Annotated in this window: 30 protein-coding genes, 1 riboswitch and 1 other annotated feature (1 of these 32 running past the window's edge); of the genes, 17 read left to right on the forward strand and 13 right to left on the reverse strand. The window is 35.2% G+C overall.

Translation table 11 applies throughout. The features are described from left to right. Positions 1-17 precede the first annotated feature (17 nt). From fsa to AC0NJG_RS20430, 4 genes are all read left to right on the forward strand, one after another. Complete coding sequence (gene fsa, locus AC0NJG_RS20415; RefSeq protein WP_000667676.1) at positions 18-686, forward strand: fructose-6-phosphate aldolase; 669 nt, start codon at positions 18-20, stop codon at positions 684-686. A gap of 396 nt (positions 687-1082) precedes the next feature. After that, entirely contained in the window at positions 1083-2408 is a 1326-nt protein-coding gene (gene gntP / locus AC0NJG_RS20420) for a gluconate permease GntP (protein ID WP_474063343.1), read from the forward strand. 131 nt (positions 2409-2539) lie between these two features. Further along, the gene (gene gntK, locus AC0NJG_RS20425) at positions 2540-4081 is read left to right on the forward strand and encodes a gluconokinase (protein WP_474063344.1); all 1542 of its coding nucleotides are present in this window, start codon (positions 2540-2542) and stop codon (positions 4079-4081) included. A gap of 120 nt (positions 4082-4201) precedes the next feature. Continuing rightward, entirely contained in the window at positions 4202-5269 is a 1068-nt protein-coding gene (locus AC0NJG_RS20430; protein WP_443651052.1) for a lactonase family protein, read from the forward strand. 42 nt (positions 5270-5311) lie between these two features. Here the strand turns inward: AC0NJG_RS20430 and AC0NJG_RS20435 are convergent, their stop codons facing one another. After that, entirely contained in the window at positions 5312-5488 is a 177-nt protein-coding gene (locus tag AC0NJG_RS20435; RefSeq protein WP_001162798.1) for a DUF1272 domain-containing protein, read from the reverse strand. Positions 5489-5683: 195 nt separating this feature from the next. Here AC0NJG_RS20435 and AC0NJG_RS20440 point away from each other — a divergent pair, with 195 nt between their 5' ends. Both AC0NJG_RS20440 and AC0NJG_RS20445 read left to right on the forward strand, forming a co-directional pair. Beyond that, positions 5684-6505 (forward strand): pentapeptide repeat-containing protein, encoded by an 822-nt coding sequence (locus tag AC0NJG_RS20440; RefSeq protein ID WP_474063345.1) that lies wholly within the window; start codon positions 5684-5686, stop codon positions 6503-6505. A gap of 19 nt (positions 6506-6524) precedes the next feature. Next, the gene (locus tag AC0NJG_RS20445; protein ID WP_087954835.1) at positions 6525-7061 is read left to right on the forward strand and encodes a hypothetical protein; all 537 of its coding nucleotides are present in this window, start codon (positions 6525-6527) and stop codon (positions 7059-7061) included. Between the two features lie 17 nt (positions 7062-7078). Here the strand turns inward: AC0NJG_RS20445 and AC0NJG_RS20450 are convergent, their stop codons facing one another. Next, complete coding sequence (locus tag AC0NJG_RS20450) at positions 7079-7963, reverse strand: DMT family transporter (RefSeq protein WP_087954836.1); 885 nt, start codon at positions 7961-7963, stop codon at positions 7079-7081. 202 nt (positions 7964-8165) lie between these two features. On the opposite strand from AC0NJG_RS20450, the gene AC0NJG_RS20455 reads away from it, so the two are divergent. Continuing rightward, complete coding sequence (locus tag AC0NJG_RS20455; RefSeq protein ID WP_143881349.1) at positions 8166-8516, forward strand: SH3 domain-containing protein; 351 nt, start codon at positions 8166-8168, stop codon at positions 8514-8516. A gap of 63 nt (positions 8517-8579) precedes the next feature. Beyond that, positions 8580-9377 carry a glycosyltransferase family 2 protein gene (locus AC0NJG_RS20460; protein WP_087954838.1) on the forward strand — a complete coding sequence of 266 codons (798 nt, stop codon included), beginning with the start codon at positions 8580-8582 and terminating at the stop codon, positions 9375-9377. Here AC0NJG_RS20460 and AC0NJG_RS20465 read toward each other — a convergent pair. From AC0NJG_RS20465 to AC0NJG_RS20485, 5 genes are all read right to left on the reverse strand, one after another. Next, positions 9346-10269 (reverse strand): NAD-dependent epimerase/dehydratase family protein, encoded by a 924-nt coding sequence (locus tag AC0NJG_RS20465; RefSeq protein ID WP_140421310.1) that lies wholly within the window; start codon positions 10267-10269, stop codon positions 9346-9348. The genes AC0NJG_RS20460 and AC0NJG_RS20465 overlap by 32 nt on opposite strands. Then, positions 10266-11489 carry a class I SAM-dependent methyltransferase gene (locus AC0NJG_RS20470; RefSeq protein ID WP_143881348.1) on the reverse strand — a complete coding sequence of 408 codons (1224 nt, stop codon included), beginning with the start codon at positions 11487-11489 and terminating at the stop codon, positions 10266-10268. Before AC0NJG_RS20470 ends, AC0NJG_RS20465 begins: the two co-directional genes overlap by 4 nt. A 12-nt stretch (positions 11490-11501) precedes the next feature. Continuing rightward, entirely contained in the window at positions 11502-12557 is a 1056-nt protein-coding gene (rfbG, locus tag AC0NJG_RS20475) for a CDP-glucose 4,6-dehydratase (protein WP_143881347.1), read from the reverse strand. Position 12558: 1 nt separating this feature from the next. Continuing rightward, positions 12559-13326 carry a glucose-1-phosphate cytidylyltransferase gene (gene rfbF / locus AC0NJG_RS20480; protein WP_001969081.1) on the reverse strand — a complete coding sequence of 256 codons (768 nt, stop codon included), beginning with the start codon at positions 13324-13326 and terminating at the stop codon, positions 12559-12561. A 113-nt stretch (positions 13327-13439) separates the two neighbouring features. Then, positions 13440-14213: a glycosyltransferase family 2 protein gene (locus AC0NJG_RS20485; protein WP_048550434.1), complete on the reverse strand. Its 774-nt coding sequence runs from the start codon at positions 14211-14213 to the stop codon at positions 13440-13442. A 262-nt stretch (positions 14214-14475) separates the two neighbouring features. Between AC0NJG_RS20485 and AC0NJG_RS20490 the strand changes: the two genes are divergently transcribed. The 4 genes from AC0NJG_RS20490 to AC0NJG_RS20505 all read left to right on the forward strand — a co-directional run bounded on the left by AC0NJG_RS20490 (position 14476) and on the right by AC0NJG_RS20505 (position 17544). Next, on the forward strand, positions 14476-14883 hold the full coding sequence (locus tag AC0NJG_RS20490) for a MerR family transcriptional regulator (RefSeq protein ID WP_000285637.1): 408 nt from the start codon (positions 14476-14478) through the stop codon (positions 14881-14883). A 119-nt stretch (positions 14884-15002) separates the two neighbouring features. Beyond that, positions 15003-16331: a hemolysin family protein gene (locus AC0NJG_RS20495; protein WP_000402271.1), complete on the forward strand. Its 1329-nt coding sequence runs from the start codon at positions 15003-15005 to the stop codon at positions 16329-16331. A 52-nt stretch (positions 16332-16383) separates the two neighbouring features. Then, the gene (locus AC0NJG_RS20500; protein ID WP_087954842.1) at positions 16384-16797 is read left to right on the forward strand and encodes an ATP synthase subunit I; all 414 of its coding nucleotides are present in this window, start codon (positions 16384-16386) and stop codon (positions 16795-16797) included. Between the two features lie 198 nt (positions 16798-16995). Next, positions 16996-17544, forward strand: coding sequence for a DUF2179 domain-containing protein (locus AC0NJG_RS20505; protein ID WP_000938438.1), 549 nt, complete (start codon positions 16996-16998; stop codon positions 17542-17544). 119 nt (positions 17545-17663) lie between these two features. Here the strand turns inward: AC0NJG_RS20505 and AC0NJG_RS20510 are convergent, their stop codons facing one another. The 3 genes from AC0NJG_RS20510 to AC0NJG_RS20520 all read right to left on the reverse strand — a co-directional run bounded on the left by AC0NJG_RS20510 (position 17664) and on the right by AC0NJG_RS20520 (position 19709). After that, positions 17664-17903, reverse strand: a complete 240-nt coding sequence (locus AC0NJG_RS20510; RefSeq protein ID WP_071725109.1) for a DUF3923 family protein — start codon at positions 17901-17903, stop codon at positions 17664-17666. Positions 17904-17979: 76 nt separating this feature from the next. Then, positions 17980-18357: a hypothetical protein gene (locus AC0NJG_RS20515; RefSeq protein WP_087954843.1), complete on the reverse strand. Its 378-nt coding sequence runs from the start codon at positions 18355-18357 to the stop codon at positions 17980-17982. A 152-nt stretch (positions 18358-18509) separates the two neighbouring features. Next, complete coding sequence (locus tag AC0NJG_RS20520) at positions 18510-19709, reverse strand: MDR family MFS transporter (protein WP_308901297.1); 1200 nt, start codon at positions 19707-19709, stop codon at positions 18510-18512. Positions 19710-19821: 112 nt separating this feature from the next. Between AC0NJG_RS20520 and AC0NJG_RS20525 the strand changes: the two genes are divergently transcribed. The 3 genes from AC0NJG_RS20525 to tsaA are packed head-to-tail and all read left to right on the forward strand — an operon-like array spanning position 19822 to position 21646. Continuing rightward, entirely contained in the window at positions 19822-20364 is a 543-nt protein-coding gene (locus AC0NJG_RS20525) for a CGNR zinc finger domain-containing protein (RefSeq protein ID WP_140421308.1), read from the forward strand. Between the two features lie 41 nt (positions 20365-20405). Continuing rightward, positions 20406-21161, forward strand: a complete 756-nt coding sequence (locus AC0NJG_RS20530; protein ID WP_143881345.1) for a class I SAM-dependent methyltransferase — start codon at positions 20406-20408, stop codon at positions 21159-21161. A 26-nt stretch (positions 21162-21187) separates the two neighbouring features. Further along, positions 21188-21646 carry a tRNA (N6-threonylcarbamoyladenosine(37)-N6)-methyltransferase TrmO gene (gene tsaA / locus AC0NJG_RS20535; protein WP_087954850.1) on the forward strand — a complete coding sequence of 153 codons (459 nt, stop codon included), beginning with the start codon at positions 21188-21190 and terminating at the stop codon, positions 21644-21646. Between the two features lie 74 nt (positions 21647-21720). Here tsaA and AC0NJG_RS20540 read toward each other — a convergent pair whose 3' ends face one another. Then, on the reverse strand, positions 21721-21864 hold the full coding sequence (locus AC0NJG_RS20540) for a hypothetical protein (RefSeq protein WP_000945244.1): 144 nt from the start codon (positions 21862-21864) through the stop codon (positions 21721-21723). Positions 21865-21961: 97 nt separating this feature from the next. Continuing rightward, a riboswitch (cyclic di-AMP (ydaO/yuaA leader) is annotated at positions 21962-22104 on the reverse strand. 38 nt (positions 22105-22142) lie between these two features. Beyond that, entirely contained in the window at positions 22143-22604 is a 462-nt protein-coding gene (locus AC0NJG_RS20545; protein ID WP_474063346.1) for a GNAT family N-acetyltransferase, read from the reverse strand. Between the two features lie 136 nt (positions 22605-22740). Here AC0NJG_RS20545 and AC0NJG_RS20550 point away from each other — a divergent pair, with 136 nt between their 5' ends. Further along, positions 22741-22989, forward strand: coding sequence for a GlsB/YeaQ/YmgE family stress response membrane protein (locus AC0NJG_RS20550; RefSeq protein ID WP_087954853.1), 249 nt, complete (start codon positions 22741-22743; stop codon positions 22987-22989). Positions 22990-23052: 63 nt separating this feature from the next. Further along, entirely contained in the window at positions 23053-24174 is a 1122-nt protein-coding gene (locus AC0NJG_RS20555; protein WP_139866170.1) for an AI-2E family transporter, read from the forward strand. Positions 24175-24238: 64 nt separating this feature from the next. On the opposite strand, the gene AC0NJG_RS20560 is transcribed toward AC0NJG_RS20555, so the two are convergent. Beyond that, entirely contained in the window at positions 24239-24550 is a 312-nt protein-coding gene (locus tag AC0NJG_RS20560) for a hypothetical protein (protein WP_088328099.1), read from the reverse strand. A 152-nt stretch (positions 24551-24702) separates the two neighbouring features. After that, positions 24703-24890: a binding site (T-box leader), on the forward strand; it runs 21 nt beyond the window's last position.

Below are 24890 nucleotides of genomic sequence, written 5' to 3' on the forward strand. Positions count from 1 at the left end.
AATGGAGGGAATAGATCATGAAGTTTTTTATTGATACTGCAAATCTTGAGGACATAAAAAAAGCATATAAACTTGGAGTTTTAGCTGGTGTTACAACGAACCCGTCTTTAGTAGCAAAAGAGGGCATTAAGTTTGAAGACCGTATTGCAGAAATTTGTCAGGCAGTGCCTAAAGTTGAATCAGTTTCGGCAGAAGTAACGCCAGATGCTGTTACAGCTGAAGAAATGATTGCTCAAGCAGAAGAGTTGATTAAGATTAACGGCGGCGATGAGAAAGTTACAATAAAACTTCCGATGACGCTAGCAGGATTAGAAGCTTGTCGCTATCTTACTGAAAAAGGTGTAAAAACGAACGTTACACTTATTTTCACTGTGAACCAAGCTCTTTTAGCTGCCAGAGCAGGTGCAACGTATGTTTCTCCATTTTTAGGACGTTTAGATGATATTTCTGAAGATGGCGTATTATTAGTTGCTAAAATTGCTGAATTATTCGATGTTCATCAATTAGATACACAAATTATTGCGGCTTCTGTTAGACACCCAGATCATGTAACTCGTGTAGCGATGGCAGGTGCTCACATTGCAACAATCCCTTATAAAGTAATTGAACAACTTGCTATGCACCCATTAACAGATCAAGGTATTGAGAAGTTTGCTGCGGATTGGGCGAAAGCTCCTAAATTATAATATATGAAAGTGAGGGGGCTTTCCGAAAATTGCTTTTCATGAGAGGACAAATCCTAAGTAACTTCATCGTTTAAAATGGATCCCGAGTTTGTAGTCTTACGACGTGAAAACGGCAAGAGAAGAAAGCGTCATTCACTTTTAAAGAAGGAAAATTTGCTTACGCGAAGCGTTTACCATAATAACATTATAATGATGAAAGAGAAATCCCCTTATTAGAGAGATGAGTTAAAGTGTATCTCTGATAAGGGAGATTCTTTTTGTATAAATCATTATAATGTGAGGATGCATTTAAGTGCATATCAATATGTAAAGCTATCTTTTAATCAAGTAAGAACTATATAGGTTCTTTTCATTATACAGTATTTTTGAAAGGGTTTACATAAAGGGGGATTAAGTATGAATATGTACCTTTTAATGATTACATTATTATCAATTGTAATTGTTATTTTAGGGGTGTCGTGGTGGAGATGGCATGCGTTTATTAGTTTAACGGTTGCAAGTTTGTTTTTAGCAGTTATGTCTGGAATGCCAATGGATAAAATAGTGAGTGCTTATGAAACGGGAGTTGGCAGTGTTCTTGGGCATTTAGTAGGTATTTTAGTATTAGGTACAATTTTAGGGAAAATGATGGCAGAGTCAGGTGCTGGAATGCAAGTGGCAGAGTTCTTTATTAAATCCTTTGGGATAAAAAACTTACCGTGGGCAATGTTAATTGCAGGTTTTATTATTGGAATTCCGGTGTTTTTTGAAGTGGGTATTTTAATATTGTTGCCGTTAGTAATTTCAATTCATAAAACTACGAAACAAAATATTTTATTGATAGCGTTACCAGCAATTGCAGGGCTATCTGTCGTACACGGCCTTGTTCCTCCGCATCCAGGGGCAATCGTTGCAATTGGTATTTATAAAGCGAACCTTGGGAAGGTACTATTGTATTCACTCATTATTACATTTTTTGCAGCGATTATTGCAGGTCCTATATTCGCTAAATGGATTCACAAACGTGTAATTCCTGAAAATGAGCCAGAATTGATTCGTGTAAATACAAAATCAATGAAATTACCAGGAATAGGAGTTTCATTTTTAGTTATTTTGTTACCTGTTATGTTAATGGTTTTAGCTGCAGCAGCTCCTTATTTGCCTCTTTCTACTACTTTGATGAAGACTGTTACATTAATCGGTAGTCCTATCATTGCGCTATTGATTGCATGTTTTGCAGCGTTTTATTTTCTTGGATTTCGTCAAGGTATCGATAAAAAGGCTATTAAGAAGGTAACAGAAGATAGCTTATTACCAATCGGTTCAATTGTTGCGATTATTGGTGCTGGCGGGGGATTTAAGCAAATTCTTATCGATAGTGGCGTAGGCAATGCTATTGCTCAAATGTCTGAGCATTTAGCATTATCTCCAATTGTATTAGCATTTATAGTAGCAGGATTGATTCGAATTGCGACAGGGTCAGCGACAGTCGCTTTAACAACAGCAGCGGGCATCGTTTCACCAATCGTTGAAAATACGACAGGTGTGAATTTAGAGTTGCTCGTCATTGCAACAGGTGCAGGAGCATTAATGTTTTCACACGTAAACGACGCTGGGTTCTGGATGGTAAAAGAATACTTAGGTTTAACAGTGAAAGAAACATTTAAAACATGGACAGTATTAGAAACATTACTTTCATTTATCGCTTTTGGAGGAGTTTTACTACTCGATATGTTTGTTTAAAATAAGGATATTTTTATATGAATTGAGAGAGATAACTTTAGCGCATAACGTTATGAATAGATAAAATAAATATATTTTTATGGTTCTTATATGATTAGGATACTGTAGCAATTTTTTGTTAGGAGGAAGAAATGGTGAGCTCAAAATATATGATTGGTGTAGATATTGGGACAACTAGTACAAAATCGGTTCTATTTTCTACTGATGGATCTGTTATTGCAAGTCATGGAATTGAATATCCTTTATATTCTCCTACGCCTGAAATAGCAGAACAAGACCCAGAAGAAATTTTTCATGCAGTAATACATACGATTAAAGAAACTGTACGAGTAAGTAATGTACAGCCGAATGATATTCTTTGTGTCTCTTTTAGTTCGGCAATGCATAGTATCATTGCTGTAGATGAAAAAGGAAAGCCGTTAACGAGATGTATCACTTGGGCAGATAATAGAAGTGCAAGCTGGGCTGAGAAAATAAAGAGTAATATGAATGGTCATGAAATTTATTTGCGTACGGGAACACCAATTCATCCGATGTCACCACTTTCGAAATTAGTTTGGTTACAGAATGAACAGGCAGAATTATTCGCAAAAAGTTATAAGTTCATTTCTATTAAGGAATATGTTTTTTACAAGTTATATAAAGAGTATGTAATTGATTATTCTATAGCATCAGCAACAGGGATGTTTAATTTGAAATCTTTAAAATGGGATGAAGAGGCTTTACATGTTGCGGGAATTACAGATGACAAGCTTTCTAAACTCGTTCCAACAACGCACAGTTTAACAGGATTAGATGAAGAGCTTGCCGAAGAGATGAATGTACTTGTTTCTACTCCTTTTATAGTAGGAGCGAGTGACGGAGTACTATCCAATTTAGGTGTAAATGCAATTGATCCTGGTGTTGTGGCTGTTACAATTGGTACAAGTGGTGCGATACGTGCTGTAACAAATCGCCCTGTAACAGATCCGAAAGGTAGAATTTTTTGTTATGCCTTAACTGAAGACCATTGGGTAATTGGTGGACCAGTTAATAACGGTGGTATGATTTTCAGGTGGGCTCGTGATCAATTAGGCACTTCAGAGATTGAGCTTGCGAAGCGTTTAGGAAAAGATCCATATGAAGTGCTTACTGAAATAGCAGCAAAAGTGAGTCCGGGGTCCGACGGTTTATTATTTCACCCGTATTTAGCAGGAGAAAGAGCTCCTTTATGGAATGCAAATGCGCGAGGATCTTTCTTTGGACTTGGATTGCATCATAAGAAAGAACATCTTATCCGTGCTGTTTTAGAAGGAGTAATTTATAATTTATACACCGTTCTTCTTGCTTTAAAAGAGCTAATTGGTGAACCGAAAAAAATTCAAGCGACAGGTGGTTTTGCAAGATCGGAACTTTGGAGGCAGATGATGGCAGATATTTTCCATCAAGACGTATATGTTCCGGAAAGTTTTGAAAGCTCTTGCTTAGGAGCTGCCATCCTCGGTTTATATAGTTTAGGTGAAGTAGATACGTTGCATGTAGTTTCTGAAATGGTAGGTGCGAATTTCCACCATGAACCAAACATGGAAAGTGTGGAAAAGTATAAAGATTTAACACCAATCTATATTCGTCTGTCTCGTCAATTGGAAGAAGAATATGAAAGTATAGCAGCGTACCAAAAAAAGTGGGTTTAAAGGCTATTTAACAAGAAAATGTGTTAACGTATAAAGAGGTACTCCGATTTTTTAGGATACTCTTTCAACATAAAACATTATAAGAAGTAAGATGAATGAAAAATATAGGGAGAGAGGGTTATGAAAATGAAGGATAACAAAGAGTTTATTGGATATGTTGGAACATACACGAAAGAAAATAGTGAAGGAATATATAAGTTTACTTTAGATACGGAAGCCAAAAAAATTAGTAATGTAGCACTTGCGGCAAAGCTGGATAACCCTACATATGTAACGATTAACCGAAATAATAAATGTCTCTATTCCGTTGTTAAGGAAGGCGAATCTGGCGGTGTAGCTGCTTATTCAATTGATAGTCAAACAGGGGAGCTAAAGGAAGAAAATAGACAAGTAGTAGAAGGGGCTTCGCCTTGTCATATTAGTGTTGATAGTGGAAATCAAGCAGTAGTTACAGCAAATTACCATAAAGGAACGATTGAGTCTTTTGAAGTAAATGAAGAAGATGGAACTGTAAATCCTGCCGCATCTATTATGACACATGAAGGTTCAGGTCCGAATAAAGAAAGACAAGAAAAACCACATGCACATTATGCGGGATATACGCCTGATGAAAAGTATGTAGTGGGCGTTGATTTAGGAATAGATAAATTAATTACGTATGAAATAAAAGATAGTGTATTAAAAGAAGTGAATAGCTTGTCTGTAAATCCAGGAAGTGGTCCGAGACATCTTACTTTTCATCCGAATGGAAAGTATGCGTATGTGATGACGGAGCTTAGTTCGGAAGTCATTACGTTAACATATAATCCGGAAGAAGGGGCTTTTACAGAGTTACAGTATATTTCTACCATTCCTGCCGCGTTTGGTGAAAATAATCAAGGAAGTGCGATTCATATTTCTTCTGACGGCCGTTTTGTATATGCAGGTAATCGTGGTCATAATAGTATTGCTGTTTTCAGTGTGGATCAAAATTCAGGTGAGCTTACATTTGTTGAACATACATCTACAGAAGGAAATTGGCCAAGAGACTTTGTATTAGATCCTACTGAAAAGTTCCTTGTTGCTACAAATGAAAAGTCGCATAATCTTGTGTTGTTTTCAAGAGATGAATTTACAGGTAAGTTAACACTTTTACAATCTGATGTTGCTGTGCCAGAGCCTGTTTGTGTGAAGTTTTTAAATATATAATTTCAGATGCCAAAACAAAAGCAAAGCGATATCGCTTTGCTTTTATTGTTTCTTTTTCGGTCTACGTACTAACTCGCCGCCGCAGTTTGGGCAAACGTTTTGTCTTTCTTCTGTACATGGTGCGCAAAATGTACATTCATATACACAAATGTATGCTTCAGAATCTTGTTCGAGCGATTGATTGCAAATTTGACAGTTTGTTTTCATTTCTAGTGCCATAATAAGTCTCCTTTTAGTTAGAAAATTTATAATTTAATTATAATTCATTAAATAGAAATAGTCCTTTTCAATTGAAAGGAAATCGAATGATAAAGTTATGAATTGAAATGAAAGATGCTAATTTATTTTAAAATTGATTATTTATTACAGTTGGAATATTATGAAATAGTCAAAAGACAACAGGGGGTATACATTTTGACTAATCATAACGATTATTTAAAAGCAAACTGCGAAACATGCTTCGGTCTATGTTGCGTTGCATTACCGTTCGCAGCATCGGTAGATTTTGCGGTGAATAAAGATGGTGGGAAGCCATGTTCTAACTTACAATCAGATTATAAATGTAGTATACATAAAAATCTTAGAGGAAATGGCTATAAAGGTTGTACAGTATTTGAATGTTTCGGTGCTGGGCAGAAAATCTCTCAAGTTACGTTTAAAGGAATTGATTGGCGGAAAGATGCAAAGCATGCAAGAAAAATGTACGATGCTTTTCCGGTTATGCATCAACTTCATGAAATGCTTTGGTATTTGAATGAAGCGATTCTTTTAAAGGCAACACAGCCAATTCATAAAGAGCTGGAGACCGCAATTGAGGAGACAGAGCGACTTTCGAATTTAAATCCAGATGAGTTAATGAAAATAAATGTTCCATTACACAGAGCGGAAGTGAACATTCTCCTTTTAGAAACGAGCGAATTAGTATGGAAGGAAATGAATACTGCGTGTAAGAAAAGAATCATTCACCGCGGGGCAGACCTTATGGGAGCTAATTTGAAAAAGAAAGATTTGCAAGGAGCGAATTTAAGAGGAGCGTATTTAATTGCGGCTAACTTAAATGGTGCTAACTTACGCGGTGCAGATCTCATCGGAGCAGATTTGCGAGATGCAGATATTCGTGGGGCTGATTTTACAAATAGTATTTTTCTGACGCAAGTTCAAGTGAATGCGGCGAGAGGGGACAAACATACGAAATTGCCGAAATTATTGTCCCCTCCATCTCATTGGGGTGCGTAAAGAGTGAAGAGTATTTAGCGTGGATATATTTCAGTATTTAGAAGAGATGCAAGAGAATGTCTTTTCGTTAGCAGTAGAGCAAATAGAAGCGAAGTATTATGATATTTGTTGCATGTTAGCGTCTACAGAATATGCAGAGCGAATTAAAGCAATTCATTTAGGGGCATATGAGGAAAGTATTCGACTAGCATTGAATGAAGCTATACAAATTGCTACTAGTGAAGAGGCAAAAGCGATTTATTTTGAGTATGATCTTAATAATGAATGGGATAGTCAGTTTTATATTTGTGAGGAGTATTTTCCAATGGAAGAAGAGGATGACGATTGGGCATCTGAATGGACATATAATATTGAGGGGCCGGGATCTGTAGAATTAGCAGATATGTATACTGAAAATGGCTTTGATAAAAGTGAAAAAGCAATCGGTATCACTTTATATTTAATTGCTAAAACGCTGTGTAGTTTTATAAGTGTACGTAGTGAAGTGCAAAATAATATACCGATTTGTATTGGTTTTCACGACCAGGATCCAATAATGCGAACAGGCAGAGACTAAGAATCTCTGCCTGTTTTTCATTTCTTTTCAAAAGTAGTAATGAAAACACTACATATAATAAGAATACCACCAATAAAAAAGTTACTATTTAATGTCTCATTTAATAAGAGCCAACCAAGTAATGACCCAACGATAGGTTGGAAGAAGAAAAATAATGAGCCGATGCTAGCGTCCATTAATTCTAATCCTTTATTCCAAAGGAAAAAGGCACCTGCCGTTGAGACGATTCCTAAATAAAGTATGCCTAATAGTACATATAGGCTTATATGTTCAATCGGGCTTGATTGTAATTCCCATATCATAAAAGGTGTAATAAAAAAGAGTGAAAAGAATATGGCGTACGTTGTAATCACTAAAGATGAAAATTGAGCTGAAGCAATCTTTACATAAATAGATAGTAAAGCCCACGTAATAGCTGCCCCAACTAAGATGATTGTACCGATAAAATAGGAGCCAATTTCAATATCCCATCCGATTACGATTATGACACCGATTGTCGCTATGATAGTAGATAACAGTCTACGAGCGGTTAGTTTTTCTTTTAAAATGATCGCTGCGAATATAACCATAAATGCAGGTGTAGCTGATGTGACTAACGAGCCTGTATGAGCGTCAGATAATTTTGTTCCGATAAATTGACAAGTGATCGAAATGAAATATCCGATAAATCCAATCCAAGCGAATAATAGCCAATCTTTTTTACGAATGGTTACTTTTTTCTTTTGTTTTTTTCCAGCTATTTTTAAAATCATATACAAAACAACAAAAGCAATGATAAAGCGTAGCCAAACGAGTGTTAGTGGTGGGATAAAGTCGAGTACATATTTGCTAACAACGTACATACCGCCCCATATACTAGCTGCTAGTGATAAACATATAGCTCCTAAAATTGTTTGTTTCATGTAAAGTACCTCCGTCTATTTTTAGGGTATGATGAGTTCCCTAAGACGAGGCATAGTGCACGTGTTATATGAATGCCCGTCTTAGTTTATAGACGGCTTACTGGTTGATCGTTTTCGAATGAAGTGTTGTAGTACATGTGTATTCCTCCTTCTTAAGTTATAATGATATTATAACTTAATTTTCTGATTATTGGAGGCTGTTATGAAATATATCGTGATAAAATCACATGTGAGCAATTATCCTGATCCAATTCGCTTAGAAGAGGGGGATGTAGTGAAAATGATAGAGAGTTACGATGGTCCTGAAAATTGGGAAAACTGGATGTTTTGTCACGAAGAGAAATATGACCGGAAAGGATGGGTTCCGGAGCAAATTATAAGAAAAGATATGAATGGAACAGGAATTATTATAAAACCATATACTGCCAAAGAATTAAATGTAAGTATTGGAGAAAGAGTGATTGGAATAGAAGAATTGAATGGATGGGTTTGGTGTGAAAAAACAGGTGGTGAGGATGGCTGGGTACCAAAGGAAAACTTACAAAAATATTAGTAATACTATTTGGTTATTAATATAGGAAACATATTTTTCGTTTATGAGTATATTGGTTGTAGGGTGAAAAATAGATTAATAGAGAAAGAGGAGATTATTATAACTACAACCGTTATTTCTCATTTTTATAACGAAGAGTATTTATTACCGTGGTGGCTTGCTCATCATACGAAATTGTTTGATCATGGCATTTTAATTAATAAAGGCTCAACAGATCGTTCGGTTGAAATTTGTAAAAAATTCGCGCCACACTGGGAAGTGCGAGATTCTGTAAATCCGGAGTTTGATGCATATGCGACAGATCATGAAGTGATGAGGATAGAACAAGAAGTAAAAGGATGGAAAATGATTTTAAATACGACCGAGTTTCTTTGTGTGCAAGATAAAAATCAGTTTTGGAAATCACTAAATGAATTGGGAGGGAGGATGTATTGGCTGGAAGGGCTTGTTATGGTCGATGATCCTAACTACAATTATCCGGAACTTAACTTTGGACTACCCTTAATGAAACAGCGATTTCATGGTTATTTACCAGAGGAGTGGAGACTATGGAGAAGAGGCAGATTTATTCATAATCATGAACATGGAAGTTATACGGTTGGAAGACATTTATCTGCGCATGAGTCTATGATTTATCCACCTCTTGCTTGTATATTATGGTTTGGGTTTAGTCCGTGGAACGATGCAATGAGAAAGAGAAAGTTACAAATTGGTCCGACTCTTTCTGAAGCTAGTAAGCATGGGGGAATGGGTACGCATCATATTGTTACGCCGGAAAGATTAGAAGAATGGTATAAGGAATTAGCGAGAGGAACGAAGGATTTACGTTTTAGTGATGCATATCGTTATGTTTTTGTATAAATGATTTCCACCATAAAATTGTTTCTTCAATTCCTGTATTTAGATCGTATGTTGGTTTCCAGTTTACTTCAGTTTTTAAACGCTCTACATGAACCCCGACAAATAAAGGTTCATCTGTAGAGAAAGGGATCGCGCCCAGTTTAATTAAATGCTCTTTTCCTATCTTTTTAGCAATGATAGATGCTAATTCTTTAATTTGTACAGATTGACCAGAAGCGATATTGATTGTGCCTGTAACACCGTGTTCTAATACTGTTATGAGAGCATCAGCGACGTCGCTCACATGGAGGAAATCTCTTGATTGTTTTCCATGTGTACATAGTGCTTCCTCATTTTTTAATAAAGAAGTGATAATGTTAGAAACGAGCCGATTCCCTTGTTCGTGAGGGCCATACATATGAAAAATGCGGCCCCAACACATGCTGAGACCGGTTTGCTTGGCGTACGTTTGGAGCCAGGAGTGTAGTGCATTTTTACATAATGAATACGGGGTTTTATAAGAAAGAAGCGGTGAATCTTCAAATAATACACCGTTAAACCATTCATACTCTGCGCCAGTACCGGCAACGACGACTCGCTTTCCGCCGCATGTTGTGAAGTGTTGGATCAATGAGATACTGGATGTAAGCCAATAGTAATTATTAATGGATACGTAGCATGCTGGAGGCACTGCTTCCCAAGCTAAATGAATGAGATGACTAGGTTTCATGTCGTAAATGAGTTTTTCTATTTCTTTATCGCAAAGTAAGTTTACTTTATGCCAACAGCAAGAAAGGTGAGAAGGCTTATTTGTATTGTAAGTGGCGTGCACTTCATAGCCCTTTTGGATAAGAGAATGTACAACATATTTACCAATCCATCCACTACCGCCTGTTACAAGAATTTTTTTCATGGCTCAATTACCTCAACTTCTGGTATTGTTACTAAAAATTTGCCGCCCCATTCACGAATGAAAGAGCATTCTTTCATAATTTCATCTTTTAAATTCCAAGGAAGTATGAGAATGTAATCAGGTTTTGTACGTTTTATTTCTTCTGGAGATTGTATGGGAATGCGGGTACCTGGTAGAAGAAGATTTTGCTTGTGGGGGTTTTTATCTACTGTATAAGCTAGAAATTCTTTTCCTATCCCGCAATAATTTAAAAGAGTGTTCCCTTTAGCAGGTGCACCGTAACCGATAATTTGTTTGTTTAAAACTTTCGCTTCGATAAAAAACTGTAAAATATTTATTTTCAATTGTTCGATGCGTTTAGAAAAAAGTAGATAGCAATCTAATGTATCTAGACCATGATCTATTTCTTTCTGAATTATTTTTGCAACATTGGAATGGATAGAGGATGGGTCACTTAGATGGTTTACAAAAATCCGTAAGGAACCACCGTGTGTTGAAAGTTCTTCTACATCGACAATTTGTAAATGATGATGAGCTAAAATTTTTTGAAGGCTTATAAGTGAGAAATAGGAGAAGTGTTCATGGTAGATCGTATCAAACTGTTTAAAGGATATGAGGTTTAGTAAGTGCGGGAATTCAATTGTTATCGTGCCATCTTGTTTTAATAATGTTTTTAAACCGGCGACAAAATCATGCAAGTTCGGAACGTGTGCTAATACGTTATTAGCGATGATTAAATCGGCTTGCGGTAATTTTTTTGCTAAGTCATTGCTGAAAAAATTCACTTCGGTAGGAATTCCTTTTTGAATCGCAATTTCTGCTACATTTTGTGCTGGTTCAATTCCTAACGTTTCGATATGTTCTTTTTGAAAGTATTGTAATAAATATCCGTCGTTACTCGCAATTTCAACCACTTTTGAATGTTTCTTTAAGTGGAAGCGCTTAATCGCCATTTCTACATATTGTTTAGCATGCAGTAGCCAGCTTGATGAGTAAGAGCTAAAGTATAAATAGTCATGAAAAATATTGTGCGGAGATTCAAATTCATCTAATTGTACGAGTAAACAAGAGTGACAAACAAATGTGTGCAATGGATAAAATGGTTCCATTTTATATGAGTTTTCTGGAGAAACAAATGAGTTAGCGAGAGGAGAAACACCTAAGTCTAAAAAAGTGTTTGTGAGTAATGAGTGGCAAAAACGGCATTTTTTCTGTTCCATTTTATAGCCCCCTTATAAATTTTTGAATGCATCGATTTGTTGTCGCGTGAAAGATTCGATATTTTCACCAGATGCATATTTTTTGTACCAATCAACAGTCCAAGCGATAGCCTTATCTGTTGATAACTTAGGAGTCCAGCCGAGTTTGTTTACTGCTTTTGTACTGTCGAGTGTTAAAATAGGTGATTCATAAGGAGTGTTTGTAGGAGGTGAAAGGATTGTTAATGGTTTATTCCATAATTTTATTATAGATTGAATGACGTCATGAACTGTTCGGTTAGGTTCGTTTATCGGACCGAAATTCCACGCTTCTGCATATGCAGCGTCTGTCCAAAGTTTTTCAGCTAAAAGGATATAGCCATGTAAAGGATCTAATACGTGTTGCCACGGGCGAATAGCGTTTTTGTTTCTAATAGTTAATGTACCATCTTGTAAATATGCACGAATGACATCTGGGAATAATCGGTCTTCTGCCCAATCACCACCGCCGATGACGTTACCTGCTCTTACTGAGGCGAGTTTCTGAGTATTCGTGCGGAAGAATGATTTTTGATAGGATGTTGCCACTAGTTCAGCGCAAGCCTTACTAGCACTATAAGGGTCGAAACCTCCTAGCCGGTCACTTTCTACAAATGCTTGGTTACCGCTCCCGTCATTTTCATAACATTTATCACTTGTAACATTAATGATGCCACGTATACTTTCTATATGTTTTGCCGCTTCTAATACATGAACAGTACCTAAAACATTCGTTTTAAATGTTTCGATAGGATTTTTATATGAAGTGGTGACGATTGGCTGGGCTGCTAAATGAAATAGTATGTCAGGATTATGTTGCTTTAGGGCGTGGAATAAAGAATCGTAATCTGTAATGTTGCCATGAATTGTTATGCATTCTTTTGCTACGTTACCTTGTTCAAAAAGGTTAGGAATAGATGGGGGATGAGAAGAAAAGCCAACTACTTCTGCACCTAAAGAAGTTAAGAAAAGGGTGAGCCAGGAACCTTTAAATCCAGTATGTCCCGTAATAAATACTTTTTTCTTATTCCAAAAAGATGATGAAGCCATATTACCAAACCTTCCACGGAGCGTTATTACTTTCCCATAGCTCGACTAATTTATTTTTATCGCGCAATGTATCCATCGGATGCCAAAAACCAGTATGTTGATATGCTGATAGTTCGTTTTTGTTTACTAACTGAACTAAAGTGTCTGTTTCAAAAACAGACTTATCTCCACTAATGTAATTGAAAACTTCAGGATTTAAAACGAAAAATCCACCGTTAACCCATCCGCCATCCCCAAGTGGCTTCTCTTGAAAGGATGTTACAGACTGTTTATCTAATATGAGAGAACCGAATCTACCAGGAGGTTGTACGGCGGTAACAGTTGCCATTTTTCCATGCTTTTTATGAAATGCAATAAGTTCTTTTATATTTACGTTACTTAATCCATCGCCATAAGTGAGGCAGAAAGGTTCGTCTCCAACAAAATTTTGAATCTTTTTCACTCGTCCTCCCGTTTCTGTATTTACACCGGTATCGATTAGTGTAACTTTCCACGGTTCTACACGATGAGAATGGCTAGTAATTGTATTATCCTTTAAATGTATCGTGAAATCTGACATGTGTAAGTTGTAATTTAGAAAGAACTCTTTAATTGCATATCCTTTATACCCTAAGCAAATAATAAATTCTGTAATGCCGTAATGGCTATACAAACTCATAATGTGCCATAAAATAGGCTTTGTTCCAATTTCAATCATAGGTTTCGGTTTTAAATGTGTTTCTTCCCCAATCCTTGTCCCATATCCACCAGCAAGAATAACAGCTTTCATTTTTTCCTCCTAAAATAAAAAATATAATATATACAGTATTCATATTGTATGCAAATGGTTTTGTTTTTGACTAAGTGCGTAAAAATGTGTGAAGCATGATCGGATGAGAAATATTAAGATTTGAATTTAGGGAATAATTGTTGATACTCAGGGTGATTACGTAGATCCTGTGTTGCATTAGTTAACATTAAAAATCGAGCTTCGAGTTCTTCAGAGGACCGACCATATTGTTTTTGAAGTCCCATTCGAACGCCCTTTTTTGAAAGGGTGGGTGTAATTTGTAATTTTCTTGCCTTTGTATGTTCGTTCCAAGGGCTAAAATAAAATTTGAAAATGAATGAAGGGGAGTTATAAACGATAGGTTGGTGCCGCGTAAAATGTCTGCCTGGTAAATATGCGCCATCAAGATGATTGTGTATAAATCTCCAGGCGCAGCCGATTTCTGGTTTATAAGGAAAAAGACCATGGTATCGTTGCTCTACTAATGGAATAGAATATCTTAGTTTTGAATAATTATAATCATGCTTATCAATCATGACAATCATTCTAATCGCATACATATTTTGGCCTAACGTATGAAGTGATGAGAAAAATTCTTCTACATTGTTACAGCAAAGAAATTCTGTAGTATTTAATACCATCTTCCAACCTGAAACTTCTCTCTCAATTTCCATTACTTCAATGTCAGTATTAGTGGGATCGAATTCAAGGAATCTTGAATCTCGTACTTCCCAGTGGGGAGCAAATAATTTGCAAATTTCAACTGAACGATCTGTAGAACCTCTATTAATTAAAATACCGTGATCGAATATTTTCGTGTGATGCATAAGCCACCATGGAAGTAGGTATTCTTCATTATAAAAATGAGAAATAAGTGTCTTTCTCATGTTAATCATCTCCTATAGAAGCAATCATTATTAATAGGATATGTTTTTTAATAAGAAAGGTTAAAAGTTGCAGACAATGTAGTGATGAAGTAATAGTTTAGTAATTTTCTTGTATAAGTGTAGATTACTTGTATGGAATAATAATAGGGCGGGTCTTGGAATTTTGTATAAATTATGAATAATAAACCGTCACGTTTGACTGTACAGTTTATGTGTTGTATGATGTTAGTAATATAAACAAGGGGGGAAGATCGTTGGGAAGGTGTATCGAATCGGACAGTTGGCTCTCATGGCTCACGTGTCGAAACGAACGATTGATTATTATACGAATCTAGGTATCTTAAAAGCGGAGCGATCTCAATCTAATTATCGCTATTACGACGAAACAGCATTTGAAACATTACAATTTATTGAGAAGTGCAAAGAAATGCATATGCCGCTTTGTGAGATTAAAGAGAAAATCGAGGAGAAGAAGAAGCTGCTCGGTATCAATGAACACGTTTCGAAACAAGTGAATGAAGTGACAGACCATATTCATCGATTAGAAGCAGAGTTAACAGAGTTAAAGCCGCTTTTAGATGGATTGACTGATTCACAACGTGAAAAAATATCGAAATCTTTATCTGGTCAAACGACAGCTTTAATACAGACACTTGCTCTATTATTATAGAAAAAGTGAAATCCGACCTCTTTAATTTTTGTATCGGGCTATGTTTTCTAAGAAACAAATAAGAAAACATTATAGTATACAGGAGGTGGACACCTTAGTTTTTTAACTAAGGGGATTCATTGGAAATATTTAATTTAGTCATGGTTGCGATTTTAATCGCATTTACTGGATTTTTCGTAGCAGCTGAGTTTGCGATTGTAAAAGTACGTTCAAGTCGTATTGATCAGCTTGTTGCAGAAGGAAAACGCGGTGCTTTAGCAGCGAAAAAGGTAACAACAAATTTAGATGAATATTTATCTGCTTGTCAATTAGGTATTACAGTTACAGCTATGGGATTAGGTTGGTTAGGTGAACCGACAATTGAAAAGTTATTACACCCGTTATTTGAGAAATGGAACTTAAACCCTTCTATTTCATCAGTATTAACATTTGGTCTTGCTTTTATGATTATGACGTATTTACACGTTGTAGTAGGAGAATTAGCTCCGAAAACGATGGCAATTCAAAAGGCTGAAAGGGTAACGTTATTATTGGCAGGTCCATTAATGATGTTCTACAAAGTAATGTATCCATTTATTTGGGTATTGAACGGTTCAGCGCGTGTTGTAACTGGCTTATTCGGTTTAAAACCAGCTTCAGAACATGAAGTAGCTCATACAGAGGAAGAATTACGCCTTATCCTTTCAGATAGCTATGAAAGTGGCGAAATTAATCAGGCTGAATACAAGTATGTAAATAACATTTTTGAATTTGATAATCGTATTGCAAAAGAGATTATGGTACCGCGAACAGAAATCGTTGGTTTCTACCTGGAAGATTCAGTAGAAGAACACATGAAAGTAATCCAAAATGAGCGATACACACGTTATCCGATTTTTGGAGAAGATAAAGATGATATTATCGGTATGGTCAACGTAAAAGATTTCTTTATTCGATATATGACCGAGGATCAAAAAGATTTATCATCTATTCGCTCGTATATGCGTCCGATTATTGAAGTGATGGAAACGACTCCAATTCACGATTTATTACTTCAAATGCAGAAGAAGCGAATTCCGATGGCTGTTTTATATGATGAGTACGGAGGAACAGCTGGAATTGTAACGCTTGAGGACATCTTGGAGGAAATCGTCGGCGAAATTCGTGACGAATATGATGAAGATGAAGCACCACCAATTCAACATGTGAACGAGCAACATATCATTGTTGATGGAAAAGTGCTTATCTCAGAAGTGAAAGATTTATTTGGATTACACATTGAAGAAGATGATGTGGATACAATCGGTGGATGGATTATGATGCAAAATCATGAAATCGAAGAAGGACAACACGTTGAGGCAGAAGGTTATGAATTTAAAGTGTTAGAAAAAGACGCTTACCAAATTAAACGTGTTGAAATTCGTAAGATGGAACAAGAACAAGAAGAAGAGAAAGCAGCAACTGTGTAAGTTGCTGCTTTTCTTCTAAAGTACAAAAAATGAGAACTTAGGAGCGGATATTTTGATTCAAGAAGCCTTACGTGTATATCGATTACAATTGTATGTAATCTTTAGTGGTTTACTACTTATGTGGACGATTACTCCGTTTGGAAAACAAGTAACAGGGTTTGGTATCGGATTAGCTGTAAGTGCATATTGCCTTTGGTTATTAGCTCGCAGAGTGGAGAAACTTGGGAAAAGTATCGTAATGAAAGAAAAGGCTCCCGGATTAGGAGTTTTAAACCGATTTGCAGCTGCCATTTTAGGAGCTATCATCATGTATGAAATTGAGCATGAAATGGAAATGTGGGCATTCGGTACAGGCATTTTAGGTGGTCACTTTTTAATGATTGCGAATTTAGCTTATGCAAATATGCAGGTAGTGAAAGAAGAAGAGAAGAAAAGGGAACATACTTCGAAAAACATAGAGCTATGATGAAAGGGACCTAATTGGGGTTCCTTTTTATTTTATTGATATGATACAAGTAACCAAATTAACGACAAATATAATACGCTTCTTTTTTGCATTTTTCAATAGTATGAAAAATAATAAAAAAAAATTTAAAAACCCATCGATTTCTAAAGGTTATGTATGTTATCATGACAAAAGACTTTTTGAAAGAGGTGGATACCAATGTTACAAGCGCTACTTATTTTTGTGCTTCAAATTATTTACGTTCCCATTTTAACAATTCGTACGATTTTGCTTGTAAAGAATCAAACAAGATCCGCTGCTGGCGTAGGATTGTTAGAAGGAGCTATTTACATTGTCAGTTTAGGTATTGTGTTTCAAGATTTATCAAATTGGATGAACATCGTTGCCTATGTCATTGGCTTTAGTGCGGGACTGTTATTAGGCGGTTATATAGAGAATAAATTAGCAATTGGTTATATTACGTATCAAGTTAGTTTACTAGACCGTTGTAATGAATTAGTAGATGAATTACGTCACTCTGGATTTGGCGTTACTGTATTTGAAGGTGAAGGTATTAATTCGATACGTTATCGCTTAGATATCGTTGCAAAGCGTTCTAGAGAAAAAGAACTGTTAGAAATTATTAATGAAATTGCACCGAAAGCGTTTATGTCTTCTTATGAAATTCGTTCATTTAAAGGCGGATATTTAACGAAGGCGATGAAGAAAAGAGCGTTAATGAAGAAGAAAGATGAACACGCATCGTAAAAAAGAGGAGTAGTGCTGCATGAAAAGCGCAGTATAAGTCCAAATGAAAAAGAGAGGAATCTATTTTGATGTAGATTCCTCTCTTTTTTATAAATAGTGTTTATTAGTTAATTAAAAGACTAAGTCGTAAAGTTATTTTTTCTACTCATCCTCAAATTAATAATTAGCCATATAACTTGAAAAAATACTGGTATGATAAACGCGATTAATAAAACGATAAGTGATATGGATTTAATTTCAGGTGTTTGAATAACACCAGCACCATCAACCTCTCGTAGCCAAATAATAGCGGCCCATATTCCAAAAACGATAATCCAAAATAGGTTACCAATCCACCAAGAAATCCATCGTTTTTTCATGTTAACACCCCTTACATGTATCCACTGTTAAAAGTATATTTTCGTTCGTTACATTTATAATGAAACAACTTTAAAATTAGTTTTTAACCGTATATCTAACTTGTTTAAAGGTAACTATTTCTCCATCATTATGATCATCTTTCGTTTGCAAAAGTTGAACTTTTGGTTTGTAGTCTGTCCGATGAGCGTGTTCGATATCTTTAATGTTAAGGTTGTAGGATTCACCATTCTTTAGCTTTTGTTCCAACACTTTTTTATTAGCAACATAAATAAAAGTCACTTTATTTTCATCAATGCCCTCGGTCTTAATTTCTAATTCATTATCTTTTGTTGTAATCGTTGGTGTTAATAATTCCATACTGCCGCTTCCGGTTTCTAAAGAATTTTCTACTATAGTTGAACATCCTGATAATATGATTCCAGTGAATAGAAGAACAAGTAATTTCTTTTTCATAACATCCCCCGATTCTATGTGATTTTTGATTTTGGTATTGTTAGACTGCTAGTGTTTTATGTAAATGTTTAGTGAGCATTCCTTTCGATTGTACCATAATATGTAAAATAATACAGGCTGTATATCCAATTTAAGGGGGATTGAAAGTTTACTTATTGCCGTAAATTAGTATTTTTACAGTAGGCATATATCTTCTTTAGGAAATCCTTTTTCATATTTAAAATATGTAATGAAATAAAACCAATAAGTCCTATTCCACTGAAAATAAGCCATGGTGTATACATTCCGCTTAAGTTGGCTGTAAAAGATGTACCGGTATAATTACCGATGATAAAGCCAAATGCGAGTGATAGTTGATAAAATCCGAAGTAAGTAGCTGTATAGGTTTCGTTACTGTAATTTGCAATAGCAATATCAGCGTTAGGTAATACGAGTGTTTCACCAATTGTAAATAAAATTACACAAATAAATAACCAATATGGGTGCTGGAATAAAGGGATGAGTAAAAAGGAAATCCCCATGAATAAAATACCGTATTTAATAATTGATAGCGTGTTGTACGTGTGAAATAGTTTTCGAAATAACACCATAAATATGACGCCTGTTATTGCATTTATCGTAATAACGAGTGTAGCAAGCTGATTGCTATTACTAATGTTTTTCATATGAAGTGGAAGTGCGACAGTAAGCTGAGTAAACATAATATAGAAGAAAATCATGATAAATGAAAACAGAAGAAAAGGTTTGTTTTGTAAGATAGCCTGTATTCCTAGTGTGATAGACGTGTTTTCAGTAGTGACTTGGAAGTGGTTTTTAAGTAAGTAAAAGATTAAAGCAAATACCAGCATAAGAGATCCTGTTAGAGAGAAAGCATAGATTGGATCGAGTAAGAGTAAGAACCCTCCGGCAATTGGTCCGATTATTGCACCGCAATTAAGGCTAAGGTTTAAATATGTAAATAAATTTTTTCGCAAATGAGCTGGCTGTGAGCCAAATATAGCGCGCGCAGCAGGTTCGTAAAATGCAGTTCCGAAGCCAATAAGTGCAGAAGAAATAGAAACTGTATAGAAATCAGAGGATATTCCTAAAGCGATAAATCCGATTCCTCTTAAAAATAATCCGGCTATCATCATAATGATATAGCCTATTTTGTCAGCAATTAAACCTGAGAATAAAGGGATAACCCGTGATGTAATTATTATAACTGTCAACACTGTTCCGACTTGAAAAGTTGAAAAATGAAGAAAGCTTAATAGATAAATAGCTAAAAATGCGTATACTGCAAAATACCCAAAAGACATAAAAAATGAAGAAATAAGCATGAAACGTATTGGTATTGAGAAACTTTTCATAAAACCCCTCCTAATTATGTAACCAGTAAAATCATTTGATGGTTAACTGTTTTATATTATAATTATACACAAAGTCAGAAAAAAGTAAATTTTAAGAAGAAGGTGAATGGAATTGAGCCAAAACGCACCAAACGAATTAGAGTATATTCGAGAATTTTTAAATACATGGAGAATACCAAACGATACGAGAGAAGCAATTGATTTGCTGCAAACAGAAGAGGATATAAAGCTCTTTATGAAAGAATATTTTCATGAAGAGCTTCCATTTCATACGATAGAAGAATTAAAAAGTTTTCGAAAAGATATTCGGGCGGCAATTGAAGGTGAAGGATCATTGCAAAAGTGGTTAGAGAAATATCCATTTCATGTACATATAATGGAAGATATGAAAGGTATTACGTATGAACCAATACACGAAGAAACTGTATATACAAAAGTATTAAGCATTGTTTTAATAGCAGTTCAAGAAAATTTATGGGGGAGGTTAAAAGCATGTCCAGATTGCCGCTGGGTATTTTATGACAATTCACGAAATGGAAGTAAAAGATGGTGCGGTATGTACGCTGGAGAAGAAGGAGGAAGAGCTTGCGGTACGATTGCAAAAGTGAAAAACTACCGAGCAAAGAGAAAAGGGAGATCGGGTTATAATGTCTAATTTATATTAGGGAAAGAAAATTGGATGGGGGAATGTAGCATATGAAAGGTACGCAAATGTTAGCATTAAATAAAAAGTGTTGGGATACGGTTGCACCTTATTTCTTTCAAGTAGATTGTTTGCCGAAATATGGTCCGTATACAGCGTCTGAAGAGGAAATTCATTTGTTCGATTCAATTAGAAATAAAAAGGTTCTTGATATTGGTTGTGGAAGTGGGCATTCGCTGCAATATATGGCAGAGCATGGGGCGGAAGAGTTATGGGGTCTTGATCTTTCTAGTGAACAAATTAAAACAGCGAATGAAACGTTAAAGAGTTGGAATCCGACGTTAATATGTGGAGCAATGGAAGAAGAAGGAGATATTCCGAAAGGGTATTTTGATATGGTATATTCCATTTACGCATTAGGTTGGACTTCGAATTTAAGAAAAACGTTGGAACTGATTTATTCATATGTAAAGCCAGGAGGAAGTTTTATTTTTAGCTGGGAGCATCCCATATATTCAAACTTAATGTATGGAACAGAGGAGATTGCTTTAAGTTCGTCTTATCATGAAGAAACTCCTATTACGTTTGAAACATTTAAAGGGGAGGATGTACAAGCGACATTATATAAGAGAAAAATAAGTACATACATAAATGAGTTACATAGAGCCGGATTTACAATTGAGAGAATAGAAGAGCCTGAACCATCGAGCTTGTTTGATGAAGAACTAGCTGAGCCGTCTACGAAATATTATTCTTTATATAAAGCTAGAATGGTGCCAACTACTTTTATTGTGAAGGCGAGAAAGTAGGTAGTGTTATATGAAGGGGGAGGAAAATGGTTCATGTGAGTATGGTGAAGATTGGTGAAGTACAATCTTCTATAGATGAGAAAATGTATTGTAATTGGGGAAGTATTATTTCAAACATCAAAATATATCCAGAGTATATTGGAGGATTAGCAGGTCTTGAGGATTATTCTCATGCAATTGTTATTTTTTATATGAATGATTTTCAAGAAGAAAACAAACATTTGTGGGCTAGAAAGCCAAGGGGATTAAGTGATTTTGATGAAAAGGGATGTTTTGCTCAGCGGACAAAGCATCGCCCAAACCCTATTGGAATTACTACTGTTGAAATATTATCGATTGATAATAACGTTATGACTGTGCAAGGATTAGACGCTAATGATCGAACGGCAATTTTAGATATAAAACCATATATTGCTGCTTTTGATACAAGAGAAAATGCTCGTGTGCCAGATTGGATGAATAAGTTAATGGAAAATTATTTTTAATAGTAATACAAAAAGCTTTGCGATTTAGAATCGCAAAGCTTTTTGTATTACATTATACTATACGTATGGTTTCTTTATCTTTTCGGTTGAAAAATATGTTGAAAGAAGTATTTGTGATGTAAATTATCTACAATTTTATTTGCTTGGTATGTGCGATGTTGTTCGAGTCGAAGTCTTTGCTCCATCATTTTTATTGCGTGATCAGATAAACGTAACATAGTGCATTTCTCCTTTTCTATAAATATAGGTGACTATTTGGTATCGATCCCATATTTATTATTAAGGAGGCAAAATGTGTAACATAGGCAAAAAGCACCTTCCTCTCCCATTACGCTTACGAGGTTAGCTGTCGGACTCGGGAAGTGAGAGTTTCCCTACTTAAATAAGATTCGCCCCAAGTAGCAAAGCTACAAAAATGGTTCCCCCGCTCCAAATTTTGGACTCAGCAAAAGGTTTTATAAAGTAAAAGATAACATAAATAAATTGATGAGTCAAACTATTTGTTGTTTTCTGATTTTTTAAGTGAAGTTAAAACCACTCCATCGGGTAATATGATATTCTTTACTTCAATAAAGCCATGTTTTTTATATAAAGACAGAGCAGGTGTATTTTCTTTTCCTGTTTGTACAATATATGTTTTGGAAGGGGAGAACATGTCAAATACATAAAGCAGTAATTTTGTAGCAATTCCCTTATGAAAATAATCAGGGGATACTACTAAACGATGAATATCAACTTCGTCTTTTTCAATTTTAAAAGAGATAAACCCGGCAAGTGTATCTTCATAAAAATAGCCATAGAAAATTTCATCACATGATTGAATATCGGGTACAGTATCATAAAGGCGAGGGATAGCTGTACTATTTATATATTTTGCTTCGATTTCATAAGCGGGTATTTGAATGTTTAAAATAGAAGCAGCGGTTTTGTGAGAAGTTGGTATTAATTTTTGAATCATAGGGGAAAGCCTCCTTGTATACTTTATTTTCATAGATTTGACAAGATTTTTCTTTTTTGGATATAATAATTATAGTAGTTACATAATCATTTAGTATGAAAAAGAAATACACTATAATAGAAATGGAGGACTAGAAATGGGATGGATTATCACATTAATAGTTGGTGCTATTATAGGTGCAATTGCTAGTTCTATAACGGGTAAAAATTTTCCGGGCGGTATATTCGGAAATATTATTACGGGTTTATTAGGTGCTTCGTTAGGCAGTAAATTATTTGGATCTTTTGGACCATCTTTTGGTGGGATTCATGTCGTGCCAGCATTATTAGGAGCAATCGTGTTAATTTTTATTGTATCATTTGTAGTGAAAGCTGCAAAGAAATAGATATATAGATTATGATGAAAAGCCCTGGATAAGGGCTTTTCATCATTCGAAGAGGTGGTTTCGTTGGAGAAAATAAATATACGAAAAAGGGATAAGCTGAAAAAGTTTTTTAGAGAACACAATTATTTAGCAGTGTTACTTGGGTTTGCACTATTGTTCATTAATATTTTATTACTAACAAAAATATCATTTGTTTTTACACCATTTATCGTCTTTTTAAAAACAATTTTCTTCCCCGTATTATTAGCGGGTGTACTATTTTATATTTTGCACCCATTCGTTTCGCTTTTAGAAAAGAAAGGTGTTTCGAGAATTGTATCGATAGCCTCGATATACTTAATAGTAATTGGATTATTTGTGTTTTTAGTTTTAACGGTTATTCCTATTATTAAAGATCAAATCGATGCGTTAATAGATAACTTACCGTATTTCGGGCATGAAATCGAACGAGCAGCACGTAGATTTGGAGAAAGTAATTTACTAGGAAAAATTCAAGAGAATTTAAATATTGATGTAGCGAGTATGGTAAAAGATTACACCGTTGATTTTACGAAGTCGTTATCATCAGTAACAGGAAATGTAACTGGATTTTTAAGTACTGTTACAGAGGTCGTTTTAACGTTTGTAATGGTTCCATTTATATTGTTCTACCTTTTAAAAGATGGTGAGCAATTACCGAATCACTTTTTAAAGTTTATTTCAGAACAAAGACGACCAGCAGCAATGAGAATACTAGATGATATGCATTATGCGATTAGCTCGTATATTAGAGGGCAAATTATCGTTAGCTTATTTATCGGTATTATGCTATTAATTGGTTACCTTATTATCGGTATTAAATATGCGGTACTACTCGCTATTTTAGCGATGATTGTAAATATCGTCCCGTACGTAGGACCAATCATTGCCATTACACCAGCGTTAATTATCGCATTTATTGACTCGCCAGCAATGGTTTTAAAAGTAATTATCGTAATGATGGTTGTACAATTAGCAGAAGGTAAGTTTATTTCTCCGCAAGTCATGGGGAAAAAGTTAGATATTCATCCGATTACTATCATCTTTATTATTTTAACTGCAGGAAATTTATTTGGAATTATGGGGATTATTTTAGCAATTCCAGGGTATGCGATCTTAAAAGTGTTAGTTACGCACGGTTATCGATTTGTTAAGTTGAATACGTGAAAAAAAGCTAGAACAGATATTACTGTTCTAGCTTTTTTGCTCTTCTATAGTAGACAAATTGATCTTATGCGTAGGCTTTTAATTCAACAATAGGTAGATTGCTTTCCTTCAGTTTGTAATCAAATATTAAATCATCCATGCGAAAATTAGCATCTACTTCAAGAGAAATAAAAGTACCCCCGATTTCTACTTGTTTGCCGTCCTCATTTTCAAAAGTGAGCGCACCTTCAAACGTTTCTATGTATTCATCGCAAGTGTATAAATATATAGCGACAGGTGTGAAATGTATAATTACTCCTAAAGTATCACCTTGCGTTGTATCATCGTTTTTAAACTCATCAATTTTTTCATCGTTCTTTTTAGTAAACCAACTCATGACATCACCTCTTTTTGTATTGTAAATCGCTTCTATATATATTGATTATATATCCTGCGGAATAATTTGGTAATATTTATTGTTGAAATGTTAAAAAGTTTGAATGTTTAGTTTTTAACGAAGGGAAAATATGATAAACTGTAAAAAATAACGAAAAAGCGATGAAAGAGAAGAGTACATATTCGAAACTTTTCAGAGAGCTGATATGTGGTGGAAATCAGTAAGGGATGAATATGGAATGGGCTCTGGAGCTTCTAACTGAAATGAGTAAGTAAAGACGGTTGCTTCACGTTAAGAAGTTGAAGTGAGCTATTCATGATAGCTAATTAAGGTGGTACCG

The organism is Bacillus sp. SSR7 (assembly GCF_055902415.1).